The sequence below is a fragment of the Amycolatopsis sp. WAC 04197 genome (assembly GCF_003947475.1).
Taxonomy (GTDB): Bacteria; Actinomycetota; Actinomycetes; order Mycobacteriales; family Pseudonocardiaceae; genus Amycolatopsis; species Amycolatopsis japonica.
Window position 1 is genome coordinate 738,306 of record NZ_QHJK01000002.1, and the last position, 18,210, is coordinate 756,515.

20 protein-coding genes are annotated in these 18,210 nt (G+C 68.7%); 11 read left to right on the plus strand and 9 right to left on the minus strand.

The window, feature by feature from the left end:
* Nucleotides 1–4 precede the first annotated feature (4 nt).
* From DMC64_RS10725 to DMC64_RS10740, 4 genes are read right to left on the minus strand one after another with little or no spacing between them, the layout of a single operon-like run.
* Nucleotides 5–625, minus strand: coding sequence for a response regulator transcription factor (locus tag DMC64_RS10725; RefSeq protein ID WP_037348043.1), 621 nt, complete (start codon nucleotides 623–625; stop codon nucleotides 5–7).
* Entirely contained in the window at nucleotides 622–1,782 is a 1,161-nt protein-coding gene (locus DMC64_RS10730) for a sensor histidine kinase (RefSeq protein WP_125733362.1), read from the minus strand. Before DMC64_RS10730 ends, DMC64_RS10725 begins: the two co-directional genes overlap by 4 nt.
* Nucleotides 1,779–2,591: an ABC transporter permease gene (locus DMC64_RS10735; RefSeq protein ID WP_125733363.1), complete on the minus strand. Its 813-nt coding sequence runs from the start codon at nucleotides 2,589–2,591 to the stop codon at nucleotides 1,779–1,781. Before DMC64_RS10735 ends, DMC64_RS10730 begins: the two co-directional genes overlap by 4 nt.
* A complete protein-coding gene (locus DMC64_RS10740; RefSeq protein WP_125733364.1) occupies nucleotides 2,588–3,427 on the minus strand; it encodes an ABC transporter ATP-binding protein in 840 nt (279 codons plus the stop codon). The genes DMC64_RS10735 and DMC64_RS10740 overlap by 4 nt, the downstream gene beginning before the upstream one ends.
* Nucleotides 3,428–3,679: 252 nt before the next feature.
* Between DMC64_RS10740 and DMC64_RS10745 the strand changes: the two genes are divergently transcribed.
* Entirely contained in the window at nucleotides 3,680–4,570 is an 891-nt protein-coding gene (locus DMC64_RS10745; protein ID WP_125733365.1) for an endonuclease domain-containing protein, read from the plus strand.
* 46 nt (nucleotides 4,571–4,616) lie between these two features.
* Here the strand turns inward: DMC64_RS10745 and DMC64_RS10750 are convergent, their stop codons facing one another.
* A complete protein-coding gene (locus DMC64_RS10750) occupies nucleotides 4,617–5,207 on the minus strand; it encodes a TetR/AcrR family transcriptional regulator (RefSeq protein ID WP_125733366.1) in 591 nt (196 codons plus the stop codon).
* A 374-nt stretch (nucleotides 5,208–5,581) separates the two neighbouring features.
* Between DMC64_RS10750 and DMC64_RS10755 the strand changes: the two genes are divergently transcribed.
* From DMC64_RS10755 to DMC64_RS10765, 3 genes are read left to right on the plus strand one after another with little or no spacing between them, the layout of a single operon-like run.
* The gene (locus DMC64_RS10755) at nucleotides 5,582–7,081 is read left to right on the plus strand and encodes an MFS transporter (protein ID WP_125733367.1); all 1,500 of its coding nucleotides are present in this window, start codon (nucleotides 5,582–5,584) and stop codon (nucleotides 7,079–7,081) included.
* Nucleotides 7,082–7,117: 36 nt separating this feature from the next.
* On the plus strand, nucleotides 7,118–8,809 hold the full coding sequence (locus DMC64_RS10760) for an SDR family oxidoreductase (protein WP_125733689.1): 1,692 nt from the start codon (nucleotides 7,118–7,120) through the stop codon (nucleotides 8,807–8,809).
* Between the two features lie 17 nt (nucleotides 8,810–8,826).
* Nucleotides 8,827–9,417: a TetR/AcrR family transcriptional regulator gene (locus DMC64_RS10765; protein WP_125733690.1), complete on the plus strand. Its 591-nt coding sequence runs from the start codon at nucleotides 8,827–8,829 to the stop codon at nucleotides 9,415–9,417.
* Between the two features lie 51 nt (nucleotides 9,418–9,468).
* Here DMC64_RS10765 and DMC64_RS10770 read toward each other — a convergent pair whose 3' ends face one another.
* Nucleotides 9,469–10,620 carry a citrate synthase 2 gene (locus DMC64_RS10770; protein WP_037348027.1) on the minus strand — a complete coding sequence of 384 codons (1,152 nt, stop codon included), beginning with the start codon at nucleotides 10,618–10,620 and terminating at the stop codon, nucleotides 9,469–9,471.
* 291 nt (nucleotides 10,621–10,911) lie between these two features.
* Between DMC64_RS10770 and DMC64_RS10775 the strand changes: the two genes are divergently transcribed.
* From DMC64_RS10775 to DMC64_RS10800, 6 genes are read left to right on the plus strand one after another with little or no spacing between them, the layout of a single operon-like run.
* The gene (locus tag DMC64_RS10775) at nucleotides 10,912–11,214 is read left to right on the plus strand and encodes an urease subunit gamma (RefSeq protein ID WP_016337506.1); all 303 of its coding nucleotides are present in this window, start codon (nucleotides 10,912–10,914) and stop codon (nucleotides 11,212–11,214) included.
* A 12-nt stretch (nucleotides 11,215–11,226) separates the two neighbouring features.
* On the plus strand, nucleotides 11,227–11,520 hold the full coding sequence (locus DMC64_RS10780; protein ID WP_125733368.1) for an urease subunit beta: 294 nt from the start codon (nucleotides 11,227–11,229) through the stop codon (nucleotides 11,518–11,520).
* Entirely contained in the window at nucleotides 11,520–13,241 is a 1,722-nt protein-coding gene (locus tag DMC64_RS10785) for an urease subunit alpha (protein ID WP_125733369.1), read from the plus strand. Before DMC64_RS10780 ends, DMC64_RS10785 begins: the two co-directional genes overlap by 1 nt.
* Nucleotides 13,241–13,915 carry an urease accessory protein UreF gene (locus DMC64_RS10790; protein ID WP_125733370.1) on the plus strand — a complete coding sequence of 225 codons (675 nt, stop codon included), beginning with the start codon at nucleotides 13,241–13,243 and terminating at the stop codon, nucleotides 13,913–13,915. The genes DMC64_RS10785 and DMC64_RS10790 overlap by 1 nt, the downstream gene beginning before the upstream one ends.
* Nucleotides 13,905–14,612 carry an urease accessory protein UreG gene (gene ureG, locus DMC64_RS10795; RefSeq protein WP_037348019.1) on the plus strand — a complete coding sequence of 236 codons (708 nt, stop codon included), beginning with the start codon at nucleotides 13,905–13,907 and terminating at the stop codon, nucleotides 14,610–14,612. The genes DMC64_RS10790 and ureG overlap by 11 nt, the downstream gene beginning before the upstream one ends.
* Complete coding sequence (locus DMC64_RS10800; RefSeq protein ID WP_125733371.1) at nucleotides 14,609–15,313, plus strand: urease accessory protein UreD; 705 nt, start codon at nucleotides 14,609–14,611, stop codon at nucleotides 15,311–15,313. The genes ureG and DMC64_RS10800 overlap by 4 nt, the downstream gene beginning before the upstream one ends.
* 57 nt (nucleotides 15,314–15,370) lie before the next feature.
* On the opposite strand, the gene DMC64_RS10805 is transcribed toward DMC64_RS10800, so the two are convergent.
* Nucleotides 15,371–16,462 carry a lipase family protein gene (locus DMC64_RS10805; RefSeq protein WP_125733372.1) on the minus strand — a complete coding sequence of 364 codons (1,092 nt, stop codon included), beginning with the start codon at nucleotides 16,460–16,462 and terminating at the stop codon, nucleotides 15,371–15,373.
* A gap of 91 nt (nucleotides 16,463–16,553) precedes the next feature.
* On the opposite strand from DMC64_RS10805, the gene DMC64_RS10810 reads away from it, so the two are divergent.
* Entirely contained in the window at nucleotides 16,554–17,174 is a 621-nt protein-coding gene (locus DMC64_RS10810; RefSeq protein WP_125733373.1) for a TetR/AcrR family transcriptional regulator, read from the plus strand.
* 72 nt (nucleotides 17,175–17,246) lie between these two features.
* Here DMC64_RS10810 and DMC64_RS10815 read toward each other — a convergent pair whose 3' ends face one another.
* Both DMC64_RS10815 and DMC64_RS10820 read right to left on the minus strand, forming a co-directional pair.
* Nucleotides 17,247–17,840, minus strand: a complete 594-nt coding sequence (locus tag DMC64_RS10815) for an ATP/GTP-binding protein (protein ID WP_038507950.1) — start codon at nucleotides 17,838–17,840, stop codon at nucleotides 17,247–17,249.
* Nucleotides 17,818–18,198, minus strand: coding sequence for a DUF742 domain-containing protein (locus tag DMC64_RS10820; RefSeq protein ID WP_034308529.1), 381 nt, complete (start codon nucleotides 18,196–18,198; stop codon nucleotides 17,818–17,820). Before DMC64_RS10820 ends, DMC64_RS10815 begins: the two co-directional genes overlap by 23 nt.
* Nucleotides 18,199–18,210: the final 12 nt, after the last annotated feature.

The window sequence follows — 18,210 nt, forward strand, 5'->3', positions numbered from 1 at the left end:
CTGCCTACCCGAGCAGCCCCAGTCGCATAGCGGTGGTCACAGCGGCCGTACGGTCCGAAACGTCCAGTTTTCCGAACACGCGCAGCAGATGGGTCTTGACCGTCGCCTCGCTGATGTGGAGCGTCCGGCCGATGTCGGCGTTCGTGCTTCCCCGCGCCACCAGCCGGAGTACCTCGATCTCGCGCGCCGACAAGGGCGACGCCGTCGGGTTGCGCACCCGGTTCACCAGCTTCCCGGCGACCGAAGGCGCCAAGACCGTCTCGCCGCGCGACGCGGCACGGATCGCACCGGCGAGCTCCGCGCGCGAAGCGTCCTTCAGCAGATAGCCGGAGGCTCCCGCTTCGACCGCGCGCAGGATGTCCGCGTCCGTCTCGTAGGTGGTGAGCACGACGACCCGCTGGCCCGGCCGGTCGGCGAGGATCTTCCGCGTCGCGCCGACGCCGTCGAGGCCGGGCATCCGCAGGTCCATCAGGATCACGTCCGGCTGCTTGACCCGGCTCAGCGCGACGGCCTCGTCGCCGGAGCCCGCTTCCCCGATGACGCTCAGGTCCGGCTCGGCCTCCAGCATGCCGCGCAGGCCTTCCCGCACCACGGGGTGATCGTCGACCAGCATGATCGTGATCACGCGGGCACCTCCAGTTCCAGTGTCGTCCCCGCACCGGGTTCGCTCTTCAGCGTCACGATGCCACCGACCTGATCGGTACGCGTGCGCATCCCCGCCAGACCGAAGCCGCAAGTGGGTGCGGCGGGGTCGAATCCGATGCCGTCGTCCGTGACGCCGAGCCGGACGCGTCCGTCCACAAGGGACAGCCGAAGCGAGACGTGGGTGGCGCGGGAGTGCTTGCGGATGTTGCTCAGCGCCTCCTGCGCCGCGCGCAGAAGGACGACCTCCGTGGACATCGGGAGCGCGGGCAGCGGGCCGTCGACCTCGATCGACGCCTCGATCCCGGTCTCCTCGGTCAGCCGTTCCCCCTGACGGCGCAAGGCTTCCTCCAGCGAGGCGGCGGCGAGTGCCGACGGCCCCTGCGCCGCGACCATCGCCCGCGCCTCGGCCAGGTTCTCCCGCGCCGTCCGTGCCGCGAGCTCCAGATGACGGCGGGCCGCCTTCGGATCGGTGTCCATTTCGGACTCGATGGCCTGGGTGAGCGTGACGATGCTGGTGAAGCCCTGCGCGAGCGTGTCGTGGATCTCGCGGGCCATGCGCTCGCGTTCGGCGGCCGTCCCCGCCTCCCGCGACAGGCGGGCGACTTCCGCCTGGCTGGCTTGCAGTTGCTCGATCAACGCGGCCCTGCTCTTGCTCTGATCGATGATCTGGCTGGTGTAGCGGCCGGCGAGGATGCTGAAGACGATCAGGATGGCCGTCATCGGCAGCAGGATGCGCAGGGACGGCTGGTCGAAGCCGCCCCGCGCGATCGACGACGCCGGTCCCAGCAGCACCCCGATCGTGGTGAAGACCGACGCCGTCTTCGTCGACAGCGTCATGTAGAGCACCGGGCACACGAAGAACAGGATGAAACTCGACGTGGTGCTGGCGAAGTTGGCGCCCGCCAGGAAGAGCATCACCACCCCGGTGTGCAGCCACGGTGTGTCTTCGTGATCCGGGCCCTTGATGAGCCGGCGGCCCCGGACCAGGTACGCCACGGCGATACCGGTCAAGCACAGGATCGCGACCGTTTTGTCCGTGGTCGTCCCGTCGTCGAAGACCACCAGGGCGATCGTCGCGGCGAAGGTGATCCCGAAGAGGACCTCCCACAGCCAGTAGAACCGCTCCCAGGCGTTCACTTGCCTTCGTTCGACCAGCGGAACGTCAGCTTCGCCAGCAGCAGCCCCGCGACGCACCACGCCGTCAGCACCAGTGCCACCATCGGAAGTTCCCATGTCCCCGCCATTTCCTGACTCGCGGCCTCGGCCGGCAGGAACACCGAGCGGAAGCCCTGGCAGATCCACTTCACCGGGAAGAACGAAGCGATGTCGACCATAACCTTCGGCAGGTTGGTGATCGGTGTGACGAACACCCCGGAGATGAACTGCAACGCGATGTAGATCAGATTGGCCACGGCGACCGCGCCGCTGACCGATTTGGTCACCGAGCCGAGCGCGATGCCCAGCAGGGTGCAGCTGGTGACGCCGAGCAGGAAGACCCACAGGGCGGTCAGCAGTTTCACCGGATCGGTGGGCAGGCTGAGGTCGAACAGCAGGACACCGACCACCGACATCAGCACGACCTGGGCGATACTCGTCGCGGCGACCAGGACGATCTTGCCGATGAAGTAGGACGCCGCGGGCATCGGCGTACCGCGAAGGCGTTTCAGCGCACCGGCTTCACGGTCGGCGGCCAGGCCGATACCGACGCTGTTGAACGACGTCGAGACGATGCCGGAGCCGATCATGCCCGCGGCCAGCACCTGGCCGGTGGTGATCGCCATGCCGGGCATCGAGGAGTTCAGCATCGAGCCGAGCAGGACCATCAGCAGGGACGGGAAGGCGAAGGTGAAGATCACCTGCTCCCGCAGGCGGAAGAACTGCTTGATCTCCGCGGCGCCGCGGACGAGTCCGAGCGAGAAGGTGCCCGGGAGGGTCAGCGTGCTCATCGGGCTTCTCCGATCAGGTCGAGATAGGTCTCTTCGAGGGTGGGACGGTGGACGGTCAGCTCCGACGGCTCGCGTCCGTCGGCGGAGAGCTCGCGGATCAGCTTGGCCGGGAAATGGGTGCGTTCCAGGTGGGCGCCGTGCTCGTCGGCCCAGCGGACGGTGGCCTCCGCGGTGGCGCGGCCGCCGAGCGTCTGCGGCGTCCCCTCGGCGACGATCGCGCCGCGGGTGATGACCGCGACCCGGTCTGCCAGCGCCTCGGCTTCGTCCAGATAGTGCGTGGTGAGCAGGATCGTGGTGCCCTCGCGAGCGAGACTTTTGATCAGGTCCCAGAACTGGCGCCGGGCCGCCGGATCGAACCCGGTCGTGGGCTCGTCGAGGAAAACCAGCTCGGGCCGTCCGATGATCCCGAGCGCGACGTCAACCCGACGGCGTTGCCCGCCGGAAAGGCTTTTGACGCGGGCGCCTGCCTTCTCGGTCAGGCCGACCTTCTCGATCACTTCGTCGGTGTCACGAGGGTTCGGGTAGTAGCGGGCGAAGTGCCGGACGGTCTCGGCGACGGTGAGCTCGGCGGCGTCGTTGGCCGTCTGCAACACGATCCCGAGCCTGGCCCGCCAGGCGCGGCCCGCCGTCCCGGGATCCTCGCCGAGGACTTCGACCTCGCCTTTGGTCCTTTCGCGATGGCCCTCCAGGATCTCGACCGTCGTCGTCTTGCCCGCGCCGTTGGGGCCGAGCAGCGCGAACACCTCGCCCTGCTCGATGTCGAGGTCGATCCCCCCGACCGCCGTGTGGCCCGGGTACTCCTTGCGCAGGCCACGCACTTTCACCGCTTTGTTCATACGTCGATCGTGCTTCAGCGGGCCGCTGTCCCGGGACGACCGCTGGACTGAACCCGGCTGTCAACCGATCGATGGACACCGGCGTCACCCCCTCCCGCATTTAGTCCTCTGGATGCGGTCCTTGCGCGTGCAACTACCGCATCCAGAGGACTAAATGCGGGGCGTCCACAGGCGCGGGGGCGTTGTGGACAACTCGCGCGAAGATGATCTTGAAGCCGGGGTTCGCCCGGGAGCGGATGTCATCGTTCGGTCGTGCCCAGTAATAGTTACGCGACGACCGAGTTCTTCGGCCCCTTCGTCGGAAGCCGTGTCGTCAGCGAAGGAGACTTGACCCGCTCCCAGCTCCGCTCGGGGCCGTACAACCGGCTCTTCCAAGATGTCTATGCCCCCATCGGCATACCTCTGGATCACGAGCTGCGGTGCAAGGCCGCGATCCTCGTCGTACCCGACGGTGCGGTGCTGACCGGGTGCTCGGCCGCGACGGTCCGCGGGTTCCCGTTCTCGCTCGAGAACGATCCGGTCGAGTTCGTGGTGCCTGAGGCGAGGGGTTTTCACAGCCTGCGAGGAACACACTTCCGCCGGACCAGGCTGCTCGGGCGGGACTTCGTGCCATGGCGGGACGGCCTCATCGCGACGCCGTTGCGCATCACCATGGACATCTTGACCGAGACCCGTCTTCGCCGGTCCTTTCCCCGTGTCGTCGGCTTGCTGGACACGTTGCTCCGGGCCGGCTTCATCGACGGCGAAGCGCTCAAGGTGTACCTGGAACACCGGCACGACAACGGGATCGTCCGAGCTCGTCAGGCTTTGGCCTTCTCGGACGAGCGCGCGGAGTCCATTCCGGAGTCGGAGGTCAGAGTGTGGCTGAGACTTCACGAGATCGAAGCGGAGCCCCAGGTCGAGGTCTACCGTGGCACCCGGTTCCTCGGACGGCTCGACCTCGCGATCCGTGAGGCCAAGGTCGCCGTCGAGTACGACGGGGCCTGGCATCTCGAAGGCGAGCAACCGCGTTTGGACGCGCGTCGGCGAGCGATGATCGAGGCCGAGGGCTGGGAGTTCGTCGTCATCACCAAGGAAGAGCTCTATGCCGACCCGCGGGCGATGGTGCGCCGGGTCAAGGCCACGATCGCCTCCCGCATTTAGTCCTCTGGATGCGGTCCTTGCGCGTGCAACTACCGCATCCAGAGGACTAAATGCGGGGAGTCAGGAGCGTGCGCACGGCGGTTTCGAGGGACGGAAGGAGCGCGGCCGGGTCGGCGGAGGTGAGCATCCGGTTCGCGAAGCCGTCCGACAGGGCGAGGACGGCATCGGCCAGGTCGCCCGCCGCGAGGTCGTCCCGGATGTGGCCCTCGGACTGAGCTTTCGAGATGTACTGCGTCGTGATCTCCGCGAGCTCGTCGTAGCCGGTTCGGATGAACTCGGCCCAGGACGGCCGGACGGCGGCGCGGGCGGTGAAGGCGTTGATGACGATCACCTCCGCGCGGCGCTGCTCGTCGAGCGGCATCGCCTCGAAAAGCAGGCGCAGCAGCAGGTCCAGCAGGTCACCGGACTGGTCGAGGGTGTTCCAGCGCTGTTCCAGGAACTCGCTCGTCATGTCGAGGGCGAACCGAAACAGGTCTTCCTTGGTGGAGAAATACTTCTGCACCGCGCCCGCGGACACCCCGGCCTCGACGGCGACCGAGCGCACGCTGACGGCCTCGACGCCTTCGCGCGCGACGATGCGCAGGAGGGCGCCGGCGATCTCCCGGCGGCGTTCGGCGCGATCCACGATCTTCGGCACGGGCACATCCTCCCCTCTGAGCGCCGGATGGGTTCGGTGGTGGGGTGAAGGCTCCCTTCGCCGCATCCGACGCGGCGAACGGCCCCTTCGCCCATGGGCTCACGTGACATCGCCCGTTCGTCACCGTGGCGGTGGCGCAAGACGTGATTCGCGTGGTTGGAAACGTAACTCGCGTGCTTGGACGCCGCACTCGCGTGTTCGGCCTCCAATCACGCGAGATCCGCCTCCGAACACGTGAGATCCATGTCTGAGCACACGAGTGCGGTGTCGCATCACCCAGTCCAGCCCGAATGCGCCAACGACTCCGCTCCGGCGCCGCCTTGCCTGGCCGCCGCTTTTTAGAATACAGTCGTATCCGAACAGGGGGTACTGGGGTGGACGAGGTAGCACACAGGAAACGCGCCGAGGAGAACCAGCTCGCCGCCGCGCTGACCAAAGGACCGGCGGAGGTGCTCGATTTCCTCCTGCCGCTGTGGGTGGGGAGTCAGCTCGGCGCGTCGGCCGCCGAGGTCGGGGCGCTGACCGCGTTGGAGACGTTGGTGTCGTTCGTGGTCCGGCCGATCGCGGGCTCGCTCGCCGATCGGTTCGACCGGGGCCGGATCGCCGCGGTCGGCGCTGTCCTCTATGGACTGTCCTTTGTGGTCTACGCGGTGACGCCGGGTATCGGGGTCGCCTACCTGGCCGCGGTTCTCGGTGGCGCGGGTGGCGCGCTGTTCTGGGTCGCGTTGCGGGCCCGGGTCGGGGAGGGGCTCGAGGCTGACGACGGCGCGTTCAGCAAGCTGTTCGCGGCCGAGGGTGGCGGCACGTGGATCGCCTTCGTGGTCGCGCTGACCGCGATCGCCTGGATCGACTACCGGGGTGTGTTCTGGCTCGGCGCCGCGGCCTGCGCGGTGGCCGCGGTGGTCCTGCTGAACGCGAAGTCCGCGCAGGTGAGCGAGGTGGACGCGCCGCGGCTGCTGCAACTGGGCAAGAGGATGCGGCCGATGCTCGCGCTCGTCGCGTTGACCGCATTGGCCGAGGCCGGCGTCGCGCTGTTGCTCCTCATGCACCTGCAACGCGGGCATCAGCTCCAGCTCGGCGAGATCGCGGCGGTCTTCATTCCCGGCTTCATCGTCTACAGCCTGCTGCCGGACTACCTCCACGGCTTCGTCCGCAAGGTCGGCCGGACGCGGGTGCTCGCGCTGGCGATGGTGGCGAGCGCGATCTTCGCCGCCGGACTGTCCTTCGCGCCGAGCCCGCCGGTGCTCGCGGTCATGTGGGTCCTGTCCGCGGCGGCGTTCGCAGCGGCCATCCCGGTCGAGCAGGCGGTGGTCGCCGAGGCGGCCGGGCTGAGCCTCGGCCGGGCGATGGGGATCTACGAGAGTGCGACGCTACTCGGAGCGACGATCGGAACCTTCGTGGCGGGGCAGCTCTACGGTTCGGACGCCGGATGGCGTGTCGCCTGCTTCGGCGCGGCGGGGCTTCTGCTCTTCGGATCGTTCGTGGTTCGTGGCGCCGTACGGCGTGTCGGAGTTGCGGAGTTTCCCGTGGAACCACGAAAAACGGTGTCACAAAAGGAAAAGCGGGCACCCCGCACGATCGAGGACAGTCCACAAGCGGCCGAATCGGTGACGGAGGAGGCGAACAAGCGCGCGAACCCGCTCCGCAACTGGGCGATCCACGCCGGGGTCTACGTCGTCGCGCAGGCGGCTCTGGCGGTCGCCGGTTACAGCTGGCCCGTCGAAGCCTTGTTCGGCGAAGCGCACGAAGCCGGCTGGTACTGGAACTCCAGTGGTCACTGGCTGTTGAACCTCGGCCGCATCTGGACCTTCGTTCTCGTGATCGACACCGTATGGACCTTCGGCCGCCAACTCCTCAAGAAGCGGCCTTATTGACAAGTTGTCTAACATGACAGGATGTCTCACAAGTGGGTGACGGCCAGCGACGGTGTCCGCCTTTCGGTCCGGGTGACCGGCGTCGACGACGCGCCCACGGTGGTGCTCGTCCACGGCTACCCGGACAACGGCTCCATGTGGGACGGCATCGCCGCCCTGCTGGAACGCCGCTACCGGGTGGTCGTCTACGACGTCCGCGGCGCGGGCCGCTCGGACAAGCCTTCGGGACGTGCGTCCTACAAATTGGACCAGCTGTCCGATGACCTCGCCGCGATCGTCGACGAGGTCCAGCCCGAGGGTAAGGTCCACCTGCTCGCGCACGACTGGGGCTCCATCCAAACCTGGCATTCGGTCACCGGCGACAGGCTGCGCGGACGGCTCGCGTCGTTCACGTCGATCTCCGGGCCGAGCCTCGACCACGCGGGAGCGTGGTTCCGCGCGCAGCTGCGCCCGAGCCCGAAAAGGCTCAAGAACGCGCTCGTCCAGTGGGCGCATTCGACGTACATCCTCGGCTTCCAGATCCCCCTGATCCCGCAGGTGCTCTGGCGCACCGGCGCGATGGGCGCGCTGATCGGCCGGATGGATCCGGCGGCCGGAGCACCGTCCACTTCGGACGGCCTGTACGGCCTCAACCTGTACCGCGCCAACATGTTCACGCGCCTTTCCCGGCCGAAGCCGCGGCCCGCCGAAATCCCGGTGCAGGTGCTCGCGCCCACCGGGGACAAGTTCGTCACCACGCCGCTGCAGACCGAGATCGAACGCTGGGCGCCGGACCTCCGGATCCGCCGGATCGTCGGCACGCACTGGGTGGTCCGCGAGAAGCCGCGGGTGATCGCCGACGCCACCGCCGAATTGATCGACCACGTCGAAGGCGGCGAGGAGAGCCGCGCGCTCAAACAGGCCAGGACGAAAGGCTTCGCGCACAAACTCGTGGTGATCACCGGCGCCGGCAGCGGCATCGGCCGCGCGACGGCGCTCGCGTTCGCGGACAAGGGCGCGGACGTCGTCATCACCGACATCAACGGCTCCGCCGCCGCCGACACCGCGAAACTGCTGCGGGACAAGGGCGCGACCGTCGGCGAGTACACAGTGGACTCTTCCGACGCCGAAGCGGTCGAGAAGTTCGCCCAGCGGGTCAAGGAGGAGTTCGGCGTCCCGGACATCGTCGTCAACAACGCGGGGATCGGCCTGTCCGGCCCGTTCCTCGACACGACGGTCAAGGACTGGGAACGCCTCATCGACGTGAACCTGTGGGGTGTCATCCACGGCTGCCGCGTCTTCGCCGAGCAGATGCGCGAACGGGCCGAGGGCGGCCAGATCGTCAACGTCGCCTCGGCCGCCGCGTACCTGCCGTCGAAGATCCTTTCCGCGTACGCCACCACGAAATCCGCCGTGCTGACCTTGAGCGTCTGCCTGCGGGCGGAGCTGGCCGCCGAGAACATCGGTGTCACCGCGATCTGCCCCGGTATCGTGAACACCAACATCACCAGCACCACCCGTTTCGTCGGTGTCGACGACATCGAGCAGAAGCGGCGCCAGAAGTCGAGCAGCAAGCTGTACGCGAAACGCGGCTTCGGCCCGGAGAAGGTCGCCCGCGACATCTTGCGCGCAGTCGAGAAGGACAAGGCCATCCAGCCGTCGACGCCGGAGGCCAAGGCCGCGCTCGTCCTCTCCCGCCTCACCCCCGGGCTGCTGCGAGCCGCGGCCAAACTGGACGTCACCCCGTGACCGGACGCCCACGCCGGATGTCGCCGGAAGCGCGCCGCGAGGACCTGATCCGCGCCGCGCTGGACCTGTTCGGCTCACGTGCGCCCGAACTCGTCACGGTCGACGACATCATCGCCCGCGCCGAGGTCTCCCGGCCGCTGTTCTACCGGTACTTCCCGAATCTGCGGGAACTGCAGGTCGAGGCGCTGAAAACGGTCACCGAAGGGCTCATCGACGGCCTGGCCGGGCTCGAGGAAGGCCTGCCCGAAACCCGGCTGCGGGCCGCCGTCCGCGGGCTGATCGACGTCGCCGACCACTACCGGGCGGGGTATGTCGCGTTATTGCGCAGCGGTTCGGTGATCGCGACGTCCGAGACGGACGCGGCGATCGACGAGGTCCGCAACCGCGCAGTCGAGCTCATCCTCGGCGCGCTGGGAGTGTCGGAGCCCTCGCCTATGCTCCTGCTGACCTTGCGGTGCTGGACGGCGGTGGTGGAGGGCGCACTGCTGAGCTGGCTGCAGGAGCGTTCCGTGCCGCGTGAGGCGCTCGACGGGTGGCTGGTCGATCAGCTGACGGCGATGCTGTCGGCGACCGCGGCGCATGATTCTTCGGTCCCGCAGATGCTATGAAAGGTCCTTTCCTTGCAAAATTTGCAAGGAAAGGACCTTTCATAGCGCGCGTCAGGACTGCTTCGCGACCAGGTCCCAGCCTTCGACGTCTTCCGGCTTCCGCGGCTCCGGCCCGACGTACTTGGCCGACGGGCGCACGAGGCGGCCGGTCTTCTTCTGCTCCAGGATGTGCGCGGCCCAGCCGGCGGTACGCGCCGAGCTGAACATCGCGGGCATCATGTGCGGCGGCACCTGGGCGAAGTCCAGGATCACGGCCGCCCAGAACTCGACGTTGGTCTCGATCGGGTGGTCCGGACGCCGCTCGCGCAGCTCCTTCAGCGCCACCTGCTCCAGCTCCGCCGCCGCTTCGTAGCGCGAAGCGCCGAGCTCCTGGCAGGTCCGGCGCAGCACGCGCGCCCGCGGGTCCTCCGCGCGGTACACGCGGTGCCCGAAGCCCATCATCCGTTCCTTGCGGTCCAGGATGCCCTTGACCAGGCCGACCGCGTCACCGGTCTTCTCGACCTCTTCGATCATCGGCAGCACCCGCGCCGGCGCGCCGCCGTGCAGCGGGCCGGACATGGCGCCGATCGCGCCGGACAGCGCCGCGGCGACGTCGGCGCCGGTCGAGGCGATGACCCGGGCGGTGAAGGTCGAGGCGTTGAGGCCGTGCTCGGCGGCCGAGACCCAGTAGGCGTCGATGGCCTTGACGTGGGCCGGGTCGGGCTCGCCGCGCCAGCGGACCATGAAGCGTTCGGTGATCGACTTCGCCTCGTCGACCCGGGTCTGGGGGACGGCGGGCTGCCCGATGCCGCGAGCGGACTGGGCGACGTACGAAAGCGCCATCACCGAGGCGCGGGCCAGCTGGTCGCGCGCCTCGTCGTCGGTGATGTCCAGCAGCGGCCGGTAGCCCCAGATGGGGGCGAGCATGGCCAGCGCGGCCTGGACGTCGACGCGGACGTCGCCGGTGTGGACCGGCAGCGGGAACGGCTCGGCGGGCGGTAGCCCATGGCCGAAGCGGCTGTCGACGAGAAGACCCCAGACGTCACCGAAGGTCACCTTGCCGGCGAGATCCTCGATGTCGACACCGCGATAACGCAGCGCGCCGCCGTCACGGTCGGGCTCGGCGATTTCGGTCTTGAAGGCGACCACGCCTTCGAGACCCGGTCGGAAACCGTCGTCGACCTGCTCGGACGGCTGATTGGTGCTGATCGTGGAGGTACTCACTGTGGTGAAACCTTTCGATGCGCATTCCCCGGCTTTGTGTTCATGCGTGGACGGGATACACGCAGCGAAGGCGCGCCTCATCGCACGGATGGACAAACTTTGCTCCACGTCGCGGCCTGGGGCAATCGAAAGATGTGGTGCTTTCGGTCACGATTACGAGAACGATTCAGTGAAAAGCTCGTTCGTACGCGAAGAGTTACGGCGCTGTTCACTTTGCGTGTACCGGGCGCCGAGGTAAATCCTGTGTTTCGAGAACCGGCGGCGAGCCGTTTCCGGTGATAGACCTTTCCCATGCACCTGAGCCCCCAGGAGCGGGACAAACTGCTCATCCACGTCGCGGCGGACGTAGCTCGCAAACGCCTGGAGCGCGGGGTCCTGCTGAACTACCCCGAGGCGGTCGCCCTGATCACCGATCACGTCCTCGAAGGCGCTCGCGACGGCCGGACGGTGAGCGAACTCGTCGCGAGCGGCCGGTCGGTGCTCGGCCGGGCGCAGGTGCTGGACGGAGTGCCGGAGATGGTCGATTCCGTGCAGGTCGAAGCCACTTTCCCGGACGGCACGAAGCTCGTCACCGTGCACGACCCGATCGTCTAGAAAGGGCCGCGAGTGCGACCAGGAGAGATCGTCACCGGCGACGTGCCGGTCGAGCTGAACCCGGGCAGGCCGCGGGTGCGGTTGCTCGTGCGGAACGTCGGCGACCGGCCGGTCCAGGTCGGTTCGCACTACCATTTCGCGGCGGTCAATCCGGGGCTCGAATTCGATCGCGAAGCCGCCAGGGGACATCGGCTCGACGTGCCCGCGGGAACGTCGGTGCGTTTCGAGCCGGGGGTCGAACGCGAAGTCGACCTCGTCCCGCTGGCCGGGAATCGCTCGGTGCCCGGACTGCGGAAGGCGACCTGATGCCGTCGATCGATCGCGAGCGCTACGCCGAACTGTTCGGCCCGACCACCGGCGACCGGATCCGCCTCGCCGACACCGATCTGCTGATCGAAGTCACCGAAGACCGCAGCATGGGGCCGTCGGGCAGCGGTGACGAAGTGCTGTTCGGCGGCGGCAAGGTGATCCGCGAATCCATGGGCCAGGGGATGGCGACCCGGGCCGAAGGCGCGCCCGATCTGATCATCACCGGCGCGGTGATCCTGGACCACTGGGGGATCGTCAAGGCGGACGTCGGTGTCCGCGACGGCCGGATCGTCGGCATCGGCAAGGCGGGCAACCCGGACACGATGGACGGTGTCGACCCCGCGCTGGTCGTCGGACCGTCCACGGAGGTGCTGTCCGGCAACGGGAAGATCCTCACCGCGGGCGGCATCGACTGCCACGTCCACTTCATCTGCCCGCAGCTGACCGACACCGCGCTGGCGTCCGGGCTCACCACGCTCGTCGGCGGCGGGACCGGGCCGGTCGAGGGCAGCAAGGCCACCACCGTCACGCCCGGCGCGTGGAACCTCGGCCGGATGCTGCGGGCGATGGACGGCCAGCCGGTCAACGTCCTGTTGCTGGGCAAGGGGAACACCGTCCGGCACGAGGCGCTGCGCGAACAGCTCGCCGCCGGCGCGGGCGGGTTCAAACTGCACGAGGACTGGGGCAGCACCCCGGCCGCGATCGACGCCTGCCTGACCGTGGCGGGCGAATCCGGTGTCCAGGTCGCGATCCACACCGACACGCTGAACGAAGCGGGCTTCCTGGAGTCCACTGTGGACGCCATCGGCGGCCGGTCGATCAACGCGTACCACACCGAAGGCGCGGGCGGCGGGCACGCGCCGGACATCATCCAGGTCGCCGGGCTGCCCAACATCCTGCCGTCGTCGACGAACCCGACGCGCCCGCACACCGCGAACACCCTCGACGAACACCTCGACATGCTCGTCGTCTGCCATCACCTGAACCCGTCCGTGCCCGAGGACCTGGCGTTCGCCGAAAGCCGGATCCGGCCGACGACCATCGCCGCGGAAGACGTCCTGCACGACCTCGGCGCGATCTCGATGATGAGCTCGGACTCGCAGGCGATGGGCCGCATCGGCGAGGTGATCATCCGGACCTGGCAGACCGCGCACGTCATGAAACGACGGCGTGGCGCGCTTCCCGGCGACGGCGCGGCCGACAACCTGCGGGCCCGTCGCTATGTCGCCAAATACACGATCAACCCCGCGATCGCGCACGGTATGGAGCGCGAGATCGGCTCGGTGGAGGTCGGGAAACTCGCCGATCTCGTGCTGTGGGAGCCGAAGTTCTTCGGCGTGCGGCCGCATGTAGTGCTCAAGGGCGGTTTCCCGGCGTGGGCGGCGATGGGCGACGCGAACGCGTCCATCCCGACGCCGCAGCCGGTGCTCGCGCGGCCGATGTTCGGTGCGGCGCCGGCGGTCGCCGCCGCGAGCAGCTTCCATTTCGTGGCCCCGGAAGCGCTGGAAAACGGGGTGGCGGAGCGGTTCGGCATCGCGCGGAAGCTCGTGCCGGTCGCGAACACCCGGTCCCGGGGCAAGGCCGACATGGTGCTCAACGACGCGACGCCGGACATCCGGGTGGAGCCGGACAGTTTCGCCGTGCATGTCGACGGTGAGCTGATCGAGCCGCGGCCGGTGACCGAACTGCCCATGGCGCAACGGTATTTCCTGTTCTGATGGAACTTTCAGCGGTCATCCTGGCCGATTCCAGGTTCCCCGGAGGCGGGCACGTCCATTCCGGCGGACTCGAAGAAGCCGTCACCCGGAAGCTGATCACGCACGAGCGCGATCTGCCGGGTTTCCTCTCCGGGCGCTTGCGTACAGCGGGTGCGCTGGCCGCGGTGTTCGCCGCCGCGTCGGCGCACGCGGCCGCAAGGAAAGTCCGAAGTGGACACTGGCGAAGGCTCGACCTCGAACTCGACGCCAGAACGCCTTCGCTCGCGCAGCGGGAGGCGTCCCGCGCGCAAGGGCGGGGAACGGCGCGGGCGGGAAAGGCGGCCTGGCCGTCTCCGGTGCTTTCCCAGCTGCTGAAGGAAACCCCGCGGCCGCATCATCCGGTGATCGTCGGCGCGCTGGTCGGAGTGCCCTTCGACGCCGCGATGGCGGTGGCCTATCTCGCGATCAGCGGTCCCGCGAGCGCGGCCGTGCGGCTGCTCGGTCTCGACCCGTTCGCCGTCAACGCCGTCGTGGCCCGCCTCGCGGACGAGGTCCGGGAGGTTTCCCGGCGGGCCGCCGACGTCGCGGGCGACGATCCGGCCGATCTCCCGGCGCCGGGGTCACCGGCGCTCGATCTGTTCGCCGAGGCACACGCCCGGCATCACCAGGAAGAGGTGCGTCTCTTTGCCAGCTGAGCATGGTCACGGTCACGGACATGTGCACCCGGTCAACTTCGACCCGACCGCCGCGGAACCCGACCACTACGAGCAGGCGCCGACCGCCGGGCGCGCGTACCGGATCGGGATCGGCGGGCCGGTGGGGAGCGGGAAGACCGCGCTCACCGCGGCGCTGTGCCGGGCGCTCGGCGACGAGGTGAACCTCGCCGTCGTCACCAACGACATCTACACCACCGAGGACGCCGACTTCCTGCGCAAGGCCGGGGTGCTCGACCCGGAGCGGATTGAGGCCGTGCAGACCGGCGCGTGCCCGCACACCGCCATCCGCGACGACATCACCGCGAACCTCGACGCCGTCGAACGGCTGGAGGAGCGGTTCCCCGGGCTGGATCTGGTGATCATCGAGAGCGGCGGAGACAACCTCACCGCCGTGTTCAGCCGGGGACTCGCCGACAGCCAGGTGTTCGTGGTCGACGTCGCCGGTGGTGACAAGGTGCCGCGCAAGGGCGGGCCGGGGGTGACGACGGCGGATCTGCTGGTGATCAACAAGATCGACATCGCGCATCTGGTCGGGGCGGACATGGACGTGATGACCTCGGACGCGCATCGGATGCGGGGCGAACTGCCGGTGATCACCCAGTCCCTTGTGGACACTCCGAACGCGCCGGCGGTCGCGGACTGGGTCCGCTCGCTGCTCCCGGTCCGCGCGGGGTGAAGGCGCACGCGCGGCTGACCGCCTGCTTCGAGGGCGGTCGGACCGTACTGCGTGAGCTGCGCTCGATGGCGCCGCTCACGCTCCTTCCCAAGCGGGGCACCGGTGCGACGGCGGTGGTGCATCTGGTCAATTCGGCGACCTCGCCTTTGGGTGGCGATGAGCTCAACCTGACCATCCGGGTCGGTGCCGGTGCTTCGCTGCGGCTTTCCGGGGTGGCGGCGACGATCGCGCTGCCCGGGTTGCACGGCGAAGGCAGTTCGTCCCTTGTGGACATCGCCGTGGACGATGGTGGGTCATTGGAGTACCTGCCGGAGCCGACCGTGGTGACCGCGCGCGCCCGGCACACCGCCGTGTTCCGGGCCGCTTTGGCGCCTGGCGCCTTCTTGCACACGCGAGAGGTGCTGGTCCTGGGGCGGGCGGGTGAACGGCCTGGCTCTCTGGTGACGACGCAGCAGGTGACGCGGGGTGCTGTACCGGTCTTGCGGCAGACTTTGGAGATCGGTGACTCCACTTTGGACGCCAGTCTCGCGCATCTGGCCGGGCGACGGGTGCTGGTGACCGATCTGGTCGTCGGTGGTCCCGTGGTGCCCGAGGCTTCCGGTGAGTGGTGGTCGCGTACGCCGCTCGCCGCCGGTGGGACGCTCACGACTTCCTTGGCCCCGGACGCCGTGACCGCGCTCCGGGTGTTCGAAAATCCGTGAAGGCCCCCTTGCCTACCCTGAGGGTAGTGAAGGAGGCCTTCACGGACCGACTCCCCGTCAGAACTTCGTGCCCAGCCAGGTCATCGCGACCGGCCCGCCCGCCGAGACACCGCCGATGTGTTCCAGCAGCGGGAATTCCTGCCAGGTGACGTCGGCGCCGAGGGCCTGGTAGCGGTCGCGCAGGCCCTTGCCGACCGCGAGCGGGATCAGTTCGTCCAGCGACGCGTGGTACAGGAAGACCGGCGCGCCCGGTTTGGTCTTGCCCGCCAGGTTCTCGCCGAGCCGGGCCTGCCAGCGCGGATCCGACGAAACGTTCGGAACGGTCGTGAAGTCGTTGAGCCGCGCGAAAGGTGCCGCCGCGCCGAGTTCGACGGTGCACGCTTCCTTGACCTTCGCGACGGCCTTCTCGCCCTTCGCGTTGAGCACGCCGGTGAACGGCAGTTCCGGATACGCGGTCGCGTAACCGACGGCCGCGCCGAGCACCAGCCCGAACGCCGGACCGCCGTCGTTGAACTTCAGGACCGCGTTCAGGTCCGCGGGGACGCCGCCTTCCGCGACACCGACCAGATTGACGTCGGGCGCGTAGGACGGCTGCAGTTCGCCGGCGAACGCCGCGGCCTGGCCTCCTTGCGAGTAACCGAAAACGCCGACCGGCCCGGTCTTGGACAGGCCCGCTTCGGGCACCCGGGAAGCGGCGCGGGCGGCGTCGAGGACGGCCCGGCCTTCGGACTGGCCGACGGCGTAGGTGTGCGTGCCCGGGGTGCCGAGGCCTTCGTAGTCGGTCACGACGACCGCCCAGCCGCGCGAAAGTGCTTGGCTCATCAGGAGGACTTCGTTCTCGGACCCGTTCGTCAGCCGGGTCGACGGCGCGCAGCGGTCGCCGAGGCCATGGGTGCCCACGGCGTAGCTGACCAGCGGCCGCGCGCCCTTCGTCCACGGCGTGTGCGGGACCAGCAGGATGCCCGACACCGTGTTCGGCTGTCCCGTCGCCGACGTGGAGCGGTAGTGGAGTTTCCAGGCCTTCGCCGGGGCGGTGGCGACGACCGGTCTGTAGTCGACCAGGTCCCCGGGCGCGCTCGGCGCGGCTTGCGCGGCGGGCGCGCCGATCAGGGTGGCTGCGAGGGCCGAGACCAGAACTGTCCGAAGCACCGTTGCCTCCAGTTTGGTAATCGAGATTTTCGCAATGTAGGCGCTGTTGCTAGCATCTGGCAATCCCTGTTACCGAATCGGGGGAGGTCGAGTGGCCCGCACCTATGGCGGGGTCGCGCCCGAGCAACGGCGCGCCGAACGGCGTGAACGCCTGCTCCTGGCGGCCCTGGACCTGTTCACCTCGACGGGCTACCAGCAGGCGAAGATCACCGAGTTGTGCACCCGCGCGGGTGTCTCCACGCGGAACTTCTACGAGGAGTTCGAGAGCAAGGAGAAGGTGCTGCTCACCCTGCACGAGCGGATCAACGCGCTCGCGCTGGAGCAGGTCACCGGCACCCTGGAACGGCTGGAGGACGCCGACGCGGTCACCCGGATCGGGACGCTGCTGGACGTCTTCGTCAGCACGGTCACCTCGGATCCCCGGATGCCGCGGCTGAACTACGTCGAGGCCGTCGGGGTCAGCGCCGCTTTGGAGGCGCAGCACCAGGAATGGGTCGACCGGTGGGCCGCGTTCATCGAAGCCGAGGCCCGGCACGCCGCCGAGCACGGCGTGGCGCCCGATCGCGACTACCACCTGACGGCGATCGCGCTCGTCGGCGCGGCGACCGGTCTGCTGCGCGAGTGGCAGGCGCACACCCCGCCGCTGCCGGTCGCCGACGTCGCCGCCGAACTCCGGGCCCTGATGCTCGCCGCGATCACCCGGCCCGCCTGACCACCCCCGGCGTTTCGTCCTCTGAATGCGATCCTTGCGCGTGCAAGTACCGCATTCAGAGGACGAAACGCGTCAGGAGGCGGCCGAGGCGCGCCGGAAGGTGTTGTGCAGCACGGCGAGCAGCGCGTCCCGCACCGAAAGGCGTTGCCGCGCGTCGAAGGTGATCAGCGGGACGTCCTCGCTCACCGCGAGCGCCCACCGCACGTCTTCGAGGTCGTGTTTGAGCGAGCCGTCGAAGACGTTCACCCCGACCACGAACGGCAATCCGGCCTTCTCGAAGTAGTCGACGGCCGGGTAGCAGTCGTCGAGCCGCCGGGTGTCGACGATGACGAGCGCGCCCAGCGCGCCCAGCACGAGGTCGTGCCACATGAACCCGAACCGGTCCTGCCCCGGCGTGCCGAAGAGGTACAGCTTCACCTCTTCGTCGATGGTGATGCAGCCGAAGTCCAGCGCCACCGTGGTGGTGGTCTTCGACGGCACCTCCCCGCCGGAGCCGTCGACGGCCGCGCCCGCCGAGGTCATGGCCGCCTCGGTGGTCAGCGGTTTGATCTCGGAGATCGCGCCGACGGTGGTCGTCTTGCCGACCCCGAACCCGCCGGCGATGACGATCTTGACCGGTGTCGGCGGTTTGGCCGACGCCGGTTCAGCGAATTGCTTCGAGTCCACGAATGACCCTTTCGATCATGCCGAGGTCCTGGGTGAAGGCTCCCGCCGGGCGACGGAGCACGACGTAGCCGAGCGCGGCGAGATCCGCCACGAGCACCCTGGCCACGCCGATGTGCAGGCCGAGCATCGCCGCCACTTCGGCGACGGATTTCGTTTCCCGGCAAAGGGAAACGATCTCCCGTCGTTCGAAGGTCAGCCGCGCGTGCGACGCCGCGCCGAGCCTGCTCGTGAGCACCTGAGCCTCGATTTCGAGCGTGCCGTCCACCGGCTGCGCGCGGCCGGCGGTGAGCAGATACGGGCGTAGCGGCGAGATGCCCTGTTCGGCGCCTCGCGGCTGGGGTACCTGATCGTCGCTCATTCCCTTGTCCCC